This is a genomic window from Pseudomonas sp. Irchel 3E20 (genome assembly GCF_900187645.1).
Lineage (GTDB): Bacteria > Pseudomonadota > Gammaproteobacteria > Pseudomonadales > Pseudomonadaceae > Aquipseudomonas.
Window position 1 is genome coordinate 201,415 of record NZ_FYEE01000005.1, and the last position, 11,688, is coordinate 213,102.

An 11,688-nucleotide genomic window follows, 5' to 3' on the forward strand; every position below is an offset into this window, starting at 1 on the left:
CGAAAAAACCCCGACTGGTTCGGGGTTTTTTTATGTGTGATGGTCGTGCAATGGCCAGTCGACTGTGTGTGGTCTACGCTTGCGAAATGCCATTAATGAGCCCTGATCTCGCCGTTTATATGGATAGGAGGCGCTAGCGCCATCGGCGGCAGAGAAGGGCGGCATATGCACAAAGACCATAGGTTTCATGCGTTGGACAGTTTTCGCGGGCTTTGCGCATTGGCGGTGGTGGTCTACCACTTGCGCATCTACGACAGCTTTACCGAGTTGGCTTTCTTTCGGCATTCCTACGCCTTGGTGTCGTTCTTTTTCGTGTTAAGCGGGTTTGTCCTGACCCATGTTTATGGTTCAAGGATGGCGTTCAATTTCAGGCACTTTTTCATCTCCCGAACCTTTCGCCTGTTTCCGCTGCATATCTTCATGCTGGGGATATTTATTGTTTTGGAGTTTGGCAAGGTCCTCGCCTATGACCAGGGCATGTCGTTCAATCACGAACCTTTTAGTGGTAAGTCTGCACCTGCGCAAATATTGCCCAATTTGTTCTTGCTGCAATCCTGGACGCACTGGACCAATCCGCTGTCGTTCAACTTCCCGGCGTGGAGTATCAGCATCGAGTACTACACCTACATGCTGTTTGCCCTGACCCTTGCCCTGACCGGCCAGCGCCGCTTTTTCCTTTGGCTGGCCCTGTGTGGCTGGGCGTTTGCGCTGATCTATCGGCAGAACGAGTTCTTTACCCAAGAGGCATTGCGCGGGGTGTTCTGCTTTTTCGCCGGGGCGCTGTGTTATCGGCTTTTTGCTGTTGTGGCCGGCCGGGTAAAACCGCGGTTCATGGTTTTTACGTTGATCGAGGGCGTTTCTTTGCTGGTCGCCGGGGTGTTGATGGTTGCGGATATTGAACAGAAGTTCCTGGTGGTCTGCCTGTCGTTCTGTGTGGTCGTGGTGGCATTTGCCTTCGAGGCGGGGGCGTTCTCCCGGCTGTGCACGCAGCGCCTGTTTCGCCTGCTGGGTAAGTTGTCCTACTCCATTTATCTGACCCATGCGGCGGTGCTGTTTTGTGTCGTATCGATGTTCATGGTGCTGGAGAAAGTCTTGGGCGTGACGCTGACGTTTAACGGTGCTGAGGCCCGCCACCTGGACACCGGCAATGTGCAGTTGAACAACCTCACTGCCGCGTTGGTGGTGCTGGCCGTGGTGTTTATCTCGTCCTTCACCTATCAGTACATCGAACTCAAGGGCCAGGCGTATGGCCGCTCGCTCATCGGTCGCAAGCCGGCCCTACAGCCTTTGTAAAGAAATAAACCTGATGCAAATCAATTTGATACGCATTTCCTGGGCGTTGAGATACAAAACATTTCAAAACTCCCATGTACAGACGCCAAACGCCGGGCGTAATTTCTCCTACAAGCTGTGCGCTCACACCTGCAAGCGCTGTAAAGGAATTCAGCCTGTAGCACGTCCGGATCGACTACCCACGGGCGGGCACATATAACAATAGAGGGAGCTATCCGTGAACTGCATTTTCTGTGCAATTGTCTCCGGTCACCTACCAGCCAGCGTTGTCTACGAAGACGACCAGTGCCTGGCATTTCTCTCCATTCAGCCGATCACACCCGGCCATGTTCTCGTCATCCCCAAGGCCCATGCCAGTGGCCTGGCCGACATTGCTCCCGATACCTGCGGCCACATGATGCGCATTGGCCAGAAGATGGCCGCCGCGCTACGCAACAGCGGCTTGCTGCTCGATGAGACCCCCTGCGAAGGCATCAACCTGCTGCTGTGCGATGGCGCCGTGGCGGGTCAAACCGTTGGCCACGCGCACCTGCATGTGCTGGCCCGGTACGTGGATGATGGTTTCAACCTGGCCCATGCCAACCTGGCAACCGCACCGTTTGAAGTACTGAGCGAGCGGGCGGCGCGTATCCGTGAATCTTTGAAGTTGCTGTCAGCGTAATACGTAGGATGCCGTTTTAGTGGCAAGACATACCCGGGTTTTCCGGGTTCAGTTGTCTCGGCGTGCGCTGTAAATATTGATGGGCAATTCGATAACTACGCAAGGAGGCGAAGCTATGTATTGAACTGTGGCAGTTGAGTTGTGCCGCTGGGCCGAGCCAAACAATACAGGTCACACTAAGAAGGGGATTCTCATGTCGTCATTCGCGAGCAATAAAATTGCTTTACCTTCCGCAAGCATGCAATTGGTAAAAGATGATTCAGCCGGTTCGGCGATCTACAGCTTCTATGATTCAGTGCTTCAGGATATGTGCCAGTCCGATAAAGTCAAAGTTAGGCAGGTTATAACGCCGGCCGAATTCATCGAGCTTTCCCGTGCCCGTTATCGGTTATACGGGCAGCGCAAAGTGTATTACAAGACACTGTTCGGCGATGCCGTGGACGACACTGTGTGCCTGGACGAATACGACCCGCGTTCTTATGTGTTCGCCTGTTATTACGACGGTGAAATTATTGGCACGCAACGTATTACGCCGTTTCCCCACGAGTCCGGCGAGTTTATCAGCCATGCTGACCTGGTGAAGTTCTCCGGGCCTAATTATGAAAATGAGTGCGTTGAACTGTCGCGCCTCATCGTCGACAAGCATTCGCCGGTAAAAAACGTGGTCAACGCCTTGGCGATGACCGGCGCTTCGCTGGTGGCCCTGCAGGGCGGTTATAAAACCTTCATCACCTACGTCAAGCCACGGCTGGCGCCGAAATTCGACAGTTTTGTGTTCGACCAGGACGGCATTTTCTTCCAGATCCCGGCCCGCGGCGAACATTACTACGCCCTGTACAAAGGCGATTTGCTGCCTTCGGTGACGCCGTTCTTCGGCCTGGAAAGTTGCCCCCCGGACCTGCACGACATTGACGACCTGATGCGCCACACCCTGGCCGCTCGCACCATGCGCCACTCGCTGGCGGTATGAACCCCCTAGAAAAACTAAAACGACGAGGTTGATCGAAGATGGAAGCCAAGAACAAAGAAGCCGTTATCGAATTTTATGAACGTATGTTTGGTAATCGGGAACTTGCGGTCGCCGATACCCATATTGCCGAAGAATATGTTCAGCACAATAACGTGTTTATTCCGCCGCGGCGCGAAGGCTTCAAGACGTACTTCACTCAGTTCTTCAAGACCTTTCCGGAGTCGGGTACCAGTATTGAACGGGTGTGTGCCGAAGGGGACTATGTTTTTCTCTATGCCAAGCACTGGGCCAAACATCGCTTCTTTACCGTCAATTACAAGGTGATCGATATCTACCGTGTCGAAAACGGTGTGCTGATGGAGCACTGGGACACTATCGAAGGCCTCGGCCTGTTCTCCAAGTGCATCTATATCGTCAAATCCGTATTGCGCCTGTAACACCCTAAAAAGTGTCATGAACGATTCATCAACCCGCCAAGGAAGAAAGTGAAATGACTGAAGTTACCGAGTTCCGCAAAGAGCTGAAAGCCGTCTGTGATGAAGAGTGGGCCAAGATCAAATCCGGCCGTTTCTTCCAGATGATGAAACGCCCTGAATTGCAGCGTGATCTTTACGTCAAATCGATTGTTCAGGTGTACCACTACACCAAGAACAACGCGATCAACCAAGCGGTGGCGTGCTGGAACGAGGACCACAAGAAAGTGGGCCTGCTGCGCTTTGCGATGAAGCATGCGTATGAAGAACTGGGCCATGAAAACATGGCGTACAACGACCTGATCGCCATTGGCGTCGACCCGGCCGAGTTCGAAAAACCCATGTTGCCGGCCACCGAGGCGTTTTATGGCTACTTGGATTTCGTCTCTGTGTGCCGCGGCATCATCCCGCGTCTGGGCTACAGCTTCTGGGCCGAAGACAGCTACGAGCACCTTGAGCCGCTGATGGACGTGTGCAAGAACGGCCTCAAACTGACTGACCAACAACTGACCTTCTTTGTGGCTCACGCCATCATCGACGAAAAACACTCCGCCGAAGTCAACGCCGCCATCGACCGTTGGGTCGAGACCGACGAAGAGAAAGCGGCAGTGATGCAAGTGGCGCGCACCACCGTGTACCTGATGGGCAAGATCCTGGAGTCGGTCGCCGACGAGTTCTAAGCTGCGCCGCCCCGCGCAGGCCTGCTTGCGCGGGGCGTTTTTACATGGCGTACACAGAATAAAAACGATGCGTTGGCCGGGACTTGTTGCGTGTGCCCGGCGGGAACGGATCAACCCATGAGGAGGTGCCATGAGTAGCAATAGCGACATGATTACCTGGGGCATGATGCTGCGTAAGATCCCCTCCATCACCCGCGCCATTCCCCGGCTCATCAAGGGTGTCAACGTCACCAAGCTCAAACCCGACCAGCCCTGCGGCCTGGGCTGGGCCTTCGAGCAAGCGGTGCAGCGCAACCCCCACGGCCCGGCGTTGCTCTACAAGGAATGCCGTTTCAGCTACGAACAGGTCAACCAATGGGCCAACCGAATCGCCCATTACCTGCTGGCCCGTGGCCTGAAAAAAGGCGATGTGGTAGGCATCTTCATCGAAAACCGCCCGGAACTGCTGGTCAGCGTCCTGGCCGTGAGCAAGATCGGCGGCATCTGCGCCATGCTCAACACCTCGCAAACCCACAACGTGCTGATCCACAGCCTGAACCTGGTCAACCCGGCGGCCATCATCGTCGGCGAAGAACTGGTCGAGGCGTTCGACGCCGTGCGCAACGAGGTGGCCATCGACGAGCTGAACACTTTTTTTCTCGCCGACACCGACACCACCCGTGACCCGGGCATCGCCCCCGAGGGCTACGTCAACCTGACCCGTGTCAGCGAAGAACACGCCACGAGCAACCCCGTGACCACCGGCCAGGTGTACTTCGACGACGCCTGTTTCTACATCTACACCTCCGGCACCACCGGGTTGCCCAAGGCCGGTGTGTTCAAGCACGGGCGCTGGATGAAGGCCTACGGCAGCTTCGGCATGATCGCCCTGGACATGCGCCCCGACGACATCGTCTATTGCACCTTGCCGCTGTACCACGGCACCGGGTTGTGCGTGAGCTGGGGCTCGGCGCTGGCCGGCGCATCGGGGTTCGCCATCCGCCGCAAATTCAGCGCCAGCCAGTTCTGGGATGACGCGCGCAAGTTCAAGGCCACCACCATTTGCTATGTCGGCGAGCTGTGCCGCTACCTGCTCGACACCCCGCCCGCGCCCAACGACGCCGACAACCCGGTGGTGAAAATGATCGGCAACGGCCTGCGCCCCGGCGTGTGGACCGACTTCAAGGCGCGTTTCAAGATCGAGCGCATCTGCGAGTTGTACGCGGCCAGTGACGGCAATATCGGTTTCACCAATATCCTCAATTTTGACAACACCATCGGTTTTGCCCTGAACGCCTGGTCACTGGTGGAATACGAACACGACACCGGCGAGCCACGGCGTAACGCGAACGGTTTCATGCAGAAAGTCGCCAAGGGCGGCCAGGGCCTGTTGCTGGCCAAGATCGACGACAACGCGCCGTTCGACGGCTACACCGACCCGGAAAAAAACAAAAAGGTGATCCTCTACGACGTGTTCGAGAAGGGCGACCGCTACTTCAACAGCGGTGACCTGATCCGCGACATCGGTTTTGGCCACGCCCAGTTCGTCGATCGCCTGGGCGACACCTACCGCTGGAAGGGCGAGAACGTCTCCACCACCGAAGTCGAAAACATCATGGTGCAGCACCCGCACATCGCCGAAGCCGTGGCCTACGGCGTGGAAATCCGCAACACCAACGGCCGCGCCGGCATGGCTGCCATCACCCCGGCGGCGCCCCTGGAACACCTGGATTTTTGCGAGTTGCTGCGCTTCGTAAAAAGCCAGATGCCGCACTACGCGGTGCCGATGTTCCTGCGTATCAAGACCCGCATGGAAACCACCGGCACCTTCAAGTACCAGAAAACCAAGCTCAAGGCCGAAGCCTTCGACCCCAGCCAGACCGGCGAAGACCCGGTGTACGCCTGGCTGCCCGGCTCCGAGACGTACGTGCCGGTGACGCAGCAGGTGCTTGAGGACATTCACGGGGGCAAGTTCCGCTACTGAACGCTGCTGGGTGTGAGGCGAACAACAAGGCTTGCAGGGATGCGGGCCTTTTTGTTGGGGGCAGAAGAGGCGAATGACTTTGCAACGAAATACCGTTTATCCACAGATTGCCCGATTGGCGGCGGCGGGCTAGCGTTGTATACGTCATTGGCGTATAGATGGGCAAAATGTTATTTATCGAATCCCCGGTTTTTACAGAAGACGTGAATGAGCTTCTCAGTGACGACAGTTACGCGCAGTTCCAGGCGTTTCTGGCCGTTCATCCCACGGCGGGCGATGTGATCCAGGGGACAAATGGATTGCGCAAAATTCGTTGGGTTTCACGTGCCTCAGGCAAGCGTGGCGGGGTCAGGGTGATCTATTACCATCTCTCGTTGGCGTGCCAGATTCGCCTGATTCTCATCTACCGTAAGGGGCTCAAGGACGATCTATCGGCAAGGGAAAAGAGCGTGTTGAGTGAATTAAACAAAGGGTGGAAATGATGGAGAAGAATCTCTTTAACCGTCTGGTCGAAAGCATGACCCAGATGGACGAGATTGATCGCGGCGCGCGCGCGCCCTCGCGCGAATTTCATATCGATGCGCTGCAGATAAAAATGATCCGCAAGGCTACGGGCCTGTCCCAGGCTCGCTTTGCCAAAGCCATCGATGTGCCTGTGGCAACGTTGCAGAACTGGGAACAGGGCCGACGAGAACCAGAAGGCCCGGCGCGCGCCTTGTTGCGGGCGATTCATAACGACCCGGCGCATGTGCTGGCGGCACTTGAGTACTGACAGGGTCGCGCTTTACCCCTTACGCAACACCCGCGCCAACCGCTGCACCGCCGTGTCGATCTCATGGGCGGTCATGGACGAATAGCCCAGCAACCAACCCTGTTGCCGGGCCTCGCCGGCGTATAGGCGGCTCAGCCCCGAGAGTTGCAGGCCGGCGCTGGCGGCTTGGCGCAGGGTCTTTTCCTCCGACCAGCCTTGGGCGAGCAGGCAGGGGATCTGCAAACCGCCCTGGGGGCGCAGGGCGGTGGCGATGCCGCCCAGGTGTTGGCCGATGGCGGCGAGCATGGTTTCCCGACGCCCGGCGTAGAGCTTGCGCATGGCCCGCACATGGGCGTTGTAGTGGCCGTCCTCCATAAAGCGCGCCAGGGTCAGTTGCAGGATTTGCGGGGTGTGGCCGTCCATGATGCTGCGCGCGTAGGTGAAGGGTTTGACCAGCTCCTGGGGCAGCACCATGTAGCCCATGCGCAGGCCCGGGTAGAGGGTTTTGCTGAAGGTGCCGAGGTAGATCGTGCGCTGGTACGGGTCCAGGCCCTGCACGCAAGCCGTAGGTAGGCCGTCGTAGTGGAACTCGCTGTCGTAGTCGTCCTCGATGATCCATTTGCTCTGTTCGGCGGCCCAGCGGATCAGCTCCAGGCGCCGCTCCAGCGGCAGGGTCGCGCCGGTGGGGTATTGATGGGACGGCGTCACGTAGACACAGGGCGCGCCGCTGCGGTCGGCTTGCAGCAGGTCGGTGCGGATGCCCTGCTCATCGACGTCGATGGGCACGACGCGGGTCTCGGCAGTCTCGAAGGCTTTTTTCGCGCCAAAGTAGCCGGGGTTTTCCAGCAGGATCGGTTTGCCCGCGTCCACCAGCAATTGGGCGCAGAGGAACAACGCCTGGCGCGTGCTGCTCAGGATCAGCACCTGCTCGGCGCTGCACTTGGCCCCGCGTTCCAGGTTCAGGTAGGTGGCGATGGCCTTGCGCAGCGGCGCGGCGCCTTGCGGGTCGCCGTGCAGCAGGATGGTGGCGCGGTAGTCCTTCATGGCCTGGCGTTGCAGGCGTTCCCAGACATCGGTAGGAAAACTGCGGGTTTCCGGCAGGCCGGTGGCAAAGGCCTTGAGCACCTGCTGGTCGCTGACGCCGCCGCTGTCGAAGATCATCCGCCCGCGCCGGCTCAGGCCGGTGCCGGGCTCGGCGGCGTCGTGGCGGCTGTCCTGGCGTTTGAGGCGTTGGCGTGCCGCGCCGCGCAACTGGGCGCCCACGGTTTCGCAGACGTAACTGCCCGAGCCCTCGCGGCGCACGATGAAACCGTCGCGGTGCAATTGCCCGTAGGCGTTTTCAACGGTGTCGCGGGCAATGCCCAAGGACTTGGCCAAGGCCCGGGTCGCGGGCAGTTTCAGGCCCGGGCCGAGGGCGCCTTCGATGATGAGCGCACGCAGGGCCCGCTGAATTCGCTGGTGCAGGTCAAGCAGCGCGAACTCGGCATCGTTGAGGCGGATCTTGAGGGTTTCGAGCTCGAAGGTCTTTGCCATGTGGTCTGCCCAACCTGAATAAATTGGCCTGAAAAGGCAGGCCAGTCTATCCGTAGACTCTGCCCCTCGCCACCGGGCGAGCCGTGAGTGGAGGAGGGGCGGGCATGGCAAGGTCACATAACTTCAGCGCGGGGCCGACCGCGTTACCTTTGAGTGTGCTGGAGCAGGCGCACGGAGAATTCTTCGACTTCGCCGGCAGCGGTATGTCGGTGATGGAAATCAGCCATCGCTCGGACCTGTTCATGGAACTGGCCTACCGCGCCGAACAAGACCTACGCGCGCTGCTGCATGTGCCTACGCACTATCAGGTGCTGTTCGTGCAGGGCGGCGCCTCGCTGCAATTTGCCCAGGTGCCGATGAACCTGATGGGCACGAAGGGCAGTGCGGACTACCTGCACACCGGGCTCTGGTCGGGCAAGGCGATCCAGGTTGCGCGGCGCTTCGGTGACGTGCGCATCGCCGCCAGCAGCCAGGAGAGCGATTTTGACCGCATCCCCGGCGCCGCACAGTGGCAGCTCAACCCGCAGGCCGCGTACCTGCATTACACCGAGAACGAGACGGTGCACGGCGTGCAGTTCGCCGCCCCCCCCGAGGCCGGCGTGCCGCTGGTCTGCGATGCCTGTTCCAGCCTGCTGTCCAAACCCATCGATGTCGCCGGCCATGGCCTGATCTACGCCGCCGCGCAAAAGAACATGGGCGCGGCCGGGTTGAGCGTAGTGATAGTCGATGAGGCATTGCTCGACACCGCGTTGGCGTGTACCCCCGAAATCCTCAATTACGCCCACATCGCCCGGGCGCGTTCGATGCTCAATACGCCGCCGACCTTCGCCTGGTACCTCACCGGGCTGACTTTGCAGTGGCTGCGCCGCAGGGGCGGAATCGAGGCCATCCACCAGACCAATCTGGCCAAGGCGCGTGTGCTCTACGCCTGCATCGATGGCAGCGACGGCTTCTACCGCAACCGCGTGCAGGCGCCGTTTCGTTCGATCAACAACGTGCCGTTCGCCCTGGCCGATGCGGCCCTGGAGGCGGACTTCTTGCGCCGGGCCAACCTGCGCGGGCTCAAGGGCCTCAAGGGCCATGCCTCGGTCGGTGGCCTGCGCGCCAGCCTCTACAACGCGGTGACACTGGCGGCGGTCGAGGCCTTGAGCGAATTCATGCAGGACTTCGCCCGCCAACACGGCTAGGCCTGTCGTGAATTGGTCTGGTCAGTGTGCCAAAAGTGCCGGGGCCAGGCAGGCCATTACCGCGTTATAAATCGTCATTCCGTCGAGGCCCGTCGCCTCGTTTTGCCTGGAGCCCCCGCCATCATGTCTTCTTCCGCCTCCCGCTCCCCCGTGCGTTTGCGCGACCTGGTGCACCCGGTTATCGCCGGGTTGATTTCGGTCATCGTCAACTATGGTGGCACGTTCATTCTGGTGTTCCAGGCTGCCAAGGTCGCGGGGTTGAGCCCCGAGCTGACCGCCTCGTGGGTGTGGTCGGTGTCCATGGGTGTGGGCATCACCGGGTTGGTGCTTAGTTGGGTGTCCCGCGAGCCGATCATTACCGCGTGGTCGACGCCGGCGGCGGCATTCCTAGTGGTCGCCCTGAGCACCACGCCCTACGCCGAGGCGGTGGGCGCGTACATGATCTCGGCGGCGGCGTTCGTGTTGCTGGGCTTGTCGGGTTGCTTTGAAAAAGTCATCCGTTTGATCCCGCCGGGGGTGGCCGCCGGTTTGCTGGCCGGCATCCTGTTGCAGTTCGGCATCGGCGCCTTTGGCGGTTTGAGCGTCGATCCGCTGCTGGCCGGGGTGTTGATTGGCGCTTACCTGATCCTCAAGCGCTTTAGCGCCCGCTACGCGGTGGTGGGCATCCTGGCCCTGGGGCTGGCGTTGTTGTTGGCGGGCGGGCGGGTTGATCTGTCGGGGCTGAGCCTGCAACTGGCGAGCCCGGTATTCACGATGCCCGGGTTCTCCCTCAACGCCTTGCTCAGCGTGGCGCTGCCGCTGTTCCTGATTACCCTGACCGGCCAGTACATGCCGGGCATGCTGGTGCTGCGCAACGACGGCTTCAGCACCAGCGCCAACCCCATCGTCACCCTCACCGGCTTCGGCTCGCTGCTGATGGCACCGTTCGGCTCCCATGCGTTCAACATCGCGGCGATCACGGCCGCCATCTGCACCGGCAAAGAGGCCCACGAAGAGCCCTCCAAACGCTGGATCGCCGGGGTGGCGGCGGGGGTGTTCTACATGCTCGTTGGCATCTTCGGCGTGACGCTGGCGGCGGTGTTCATGGCCTTCCCGGCAACCTTCATCACCACCCTGGCCGGCCTTGCGCTGTTGGGCACCATCGGCGCGAGCCTGGCCGGGGCCATGGCCGATACCAAATCCCGCGAGGCATCGTTGGTTACCTTCCTGGCCGCCGCCGCTAACATCACGTTGTTCGGCATCGGCGGCGCGTTCTGGGGGCTGGTGATCGGGTTGTTCGCCTACGTCGTGCTCAACGGCCGTTTGCCGCGCCGCGAGCCCGCCCCTGCCACCCGCGAAGGAGCCGCCAACTGATGCCTAGCCCAACTGATGAAACCCTGCATCAACAACACGGCCGTTATCCGCAGGCCAACAGCGTCGAGGACTTTCGCCGCAACCTGGCCGCCGTGCAGCAGCGCATCGCCGCCGCCTGCGCCCGCGTGGGCCGCGACCCGGCCAGCGTACGCCTGCTGCCGGTGAGCAAAACCTTTGACGAGGCCCACTTACGCCTGGCCTATGCGGCGGGTTGTCGGCTGCTGGGGGAAAACAAAGTGCAGGAGGCGCAACGCAAGTGGGAGGCCATGGCCGACCTGAGCGACCTGCGCTGGTCGGTCATCGGCCACCTGCAAACCAACAAGGCCCGGCAAGTGGCGCGGTTTGCGTCCGAGTTCCAGGCACTGGACAGCCTGCGCGTCGCCCAGGAACTGGACCGGCGCCTGCACAGCGAGGGGCGGCAGTTGGACGTGTTCGTCCAGGTCAACACCTCGGGCGAGGCGAGCAAATACGGCTTGGCGCCGGAGCAGGTTGGCCAATTCCTACAAGCCTTGCCCGGGTTTCCCGCGCTACGAGTGCGGGGGCTGATGACGTTGGCGCTGTTTTCGGCCGATGTCGCACGGGTGCGCCCGTGCTTCGTGCGTTTGCGCGAACTGCGCCAGCGCTTACGCCAGGACGCCCCGGCCGGGGTGGGCCTGGACGAACTGTCCATGGGCATGTCTGGCGATTTTGAAGTCGCCATCGAAGAGGGCGCCACCGTGGTGCGGGTCGGCCAAGCCATCTTCGGCGCTCGGGCCATGCCGGATTCCTATTACTGGCCAACGGCGGACGCCCGCCCCGTTGGCCATGACTGATGCTTTTTCTCT

At 60.3% G+C, this 11,688-nt stretch carries 12 protein-coding genes; 11 read left to right on the forward strand and 1 reads right to left on the reverse strand.

All coding sequences use genetic code 11. The annotated features are described in order from the left end of the window. Positions 1 to 165 precede the first annotated feature (165 nt). From CKW13_RS11805 to CKW13_RS11840, 8 genes are all read left to right on the forward strand, one after another. Complete coding sequence (locus tag CKW13_RS11805) at positions 166 to 1,293, forward strand: acyltransferase (RefSeq protein WP_095108793.1); 1,128 nt, start codon at positions 166 to 168, stop codon at positions 1,291 to 1,293. Between the two features lie 217 nt (positions 1,294 to 1,510). After that, positions 1,511 to 1,954 carry an HIT family protein gene (locus tag CKW13_RS11810; protein WP_095108794.1) on the forward strand — a complete coding sequence of 148 codons (444 nt, stop codon included), beginning with the start codon at positions 1,511 to 1,513 and terminating at the stop codon, positions 1,952 to 1,954. Between the two features lie 193 nt (positions 1,955 to 2,147). Further along, the gene (locus CKW13_RS11815) at positions 2,148 to 2,924 is read left to right on the forward strand and encodes a hypothetical protein (protein WP_256576572.1); all 777 of its coding nucleotides are present in this window, start codon (positions 2,148 to 2,150) and stop codon (positions 2,922 to 2,924) included. A 38-nt stretch (positions 2,925 to 2,962) separates the two neighbouring features. Continuing rightward, positions 2,963 to 3,361, forward strand: coding sequence for an ester cyclase (locus CKW13_RS11820; protein WP_095108796.1), 399 nt, complete (start codon positions 2,963 to 2,965; stop codon positions 3,359 to 3,361). A 53-nt stretch (positions 3,362 to 3,414) separates the two neighbouring features. Further along, a complete protein-coding gene (locus CKW13_RS11825) occupies positions 3,415 to 4,077 on the forward strand; it encodes an iron-containing redox enzyme family protein (RefSeq protein ID WP_095108797.1) in 663 nt (220 codons plus the stop codon). A gap of 130 nt (positions 4,078 to 4,207) precedes the next feature. Further along, positions 4,208 to 6,040, forward strand: a complete 1,833-nt coding sequence (locus CKW13_RS11830) for a long-chain-acyl-CoA synthetase (protein WP_095108798.1) — start codon at positions 4,208 to 4,210, stop codon at positions 6,038 to 6,040. Between the two features lie 167 nt (positions 6,041 to 6,207). Beyond that, entirely contained in the window at positions 6,208 to 6,522 is a 315-nt protein-coding gene (locus CKW13_RS11835) for a hypothetical protein (protein ID WP_095109002.1), read from the forward strand. Next, a complete protein-coding gene (locus tag CKW13_RS11840) occupies positions 6,522 to 6,812 on the forward strand; it encodes a DNA-binding transcriptional regulator (RefSeq protein WP_095109001.1) in 291 nt (96 codons plus the stop codon). Before CKW13_RS11835 ends, CKW13_RS11840 begins: the two co-directional genes overlap by 1 nt. A gap of 12 nt (positions 6,813 to 6,824) precedes the next feature. On the opposite strand, the gene CKW13_RS11845 is transcribed toward CKW13_RS11840, so the two are convergent. Further along, positions 6,825 to 8,324, reverse strand: coding sequence for a PLP-dependent aminotransferase family protein (locus CKW13_RS11845; RefSeq protein WP_095108799.1), 1,500 nt, complete (start codon positions 8,322 to 8,324; stop codon positions 6,825 to 6,827). A 104-nt stretch (positions 8,325 to 8,428) separates the two neighbouring features. On the opposite strand from CKW13_RS11845, the gene serC reads away from it, so the two are divergent. The 3 genes from serC to CKW13_RS11860 all read left to right on the forward strand — a co-directional run bounded on the left by serC (position 8,429) and on the right by CKW13_RS11860 (position 11,676). Continuing rightward, the gene (gene serC, locus CKW13_RS11850; protein ID WP_095108800.1) at positions 8,429 to 9,511 is read left to right on the forward strand and encodes a 3-phosphoserine/phosphohydroxythreonine transaminase; all 1,083 of its coding nucleotides are present in this window, start codon (positions 8,429 to 8,431) and stop codon (positions 9,509 to 9,511) included. 123 nt (positions 9,512 to 9,634) lie between these two features. Further along, entirely contained in the window at positions 9,635 to 10,864 is a 1,230-nt protein-coding gene (locus tag CKW13_RS11855; RefSeq protein WP_095108801.1) for a benzoate/H(+) symporter BenE family transporter, read from the forward strand. Further along, positions 10,864 to 11,676, forward strand: coding sequence for a YggS family pyridoxal phosphate-dependent enzyme (locus CKW13_RS11860; RefSeq protein ID WP_095108802.1), 813 nt, complete (start codon positions 10,864 to 10,866; stop codon positions 11,674 to 11,676). Before CKW13_RS11855 ends, CKW13_RS11860 begins: the two co-directional genes overlap by 1 nt. The last annotated feature ends 12 nt before the right edge of the window (positions 11,677 to 11,688 follow it).

Excerpts from the sequence above, each read along its gene's own strand:
- CKW13_RS11830 (WP_095108798.1), top strand. The coding sequence starts at position 4,208 with ATGAGTAGCAATAGCGACATGATTACCTGGGGCATGATGCTGCGTAAG.
- serC (WP_095108800.1), top strand. The coding sequence starts at position 8,429 with ATGGCAAGGTCACATAACTTCAGCGCGGGGCCGACCGCGTTACCTTTG.
- CKW13_RS11815 (WP_256576572.1), top strand. The coding sequence starts at position 2,148 with ATGTCGTCATTCGCGAGCAATAAAATTGCTTTACCTTCCGCAAGCATG.
- CKW13_RS11845 (WP_095108799.1), bottom strand. The coding sequence starts at position 8,324 with ATGGCAAAGACCTTCGAGCTCGAAACCCTCAAGATCCGCCTCAACGAT.
- CKW13_RS11860 (WP_095108802.1), top strand. The coding sequence starts at position 10,864 with ATGCCTAGCCCAACTGATGAAACCCTGCATCAACAACACGGCCGTTAT.
- CKW13_RS11835 (WP_095109002.1), top strand. The coding sequence starts at position 6,208 with ATGTTATTTATCGAATCCCCGGTTTTTACAGAAGACGTGAATGAGCTT.
- CKW13_RS11840 (WP_095109001.1), top strand. The coding sequence starts at position 6,522 with ATGGAGAAGAATCTCTTTAACCGTCTGGTCGAAAGCATGACCCAGATG.
- CKW13_RS11820 (WP_095108796.1), top strand. The coding sequence starts at position 2,963 with ATGGAAGCCAAGAACAAAGAAGCCGTTATCGAATTTTATGAACGTATG.
- CKW13_RS11855 (WP_095108801.1), top strand. The coding sequence starts at position 9,635 with ATGTCTTCTTCCGCCTCCCGCTCCCCCGTGCGTTTGCGCGACCTGGTG.
- CKW13_RS11825 (WP_095108797.1), top strand. The coding sequence starts at position 3,415 with ATGACTGAAGTTACCGAGTTCCGCAAAGAGCTGAAAGCCGTCTGTGAT.
- CKW13_RS11805 (WP_095108793.1), top strand. The coding sequence starts at position 166 with ATGCACAAAGACCATAGGTTTCATGCGTTGGACAGTTTTCGCGGGCTT.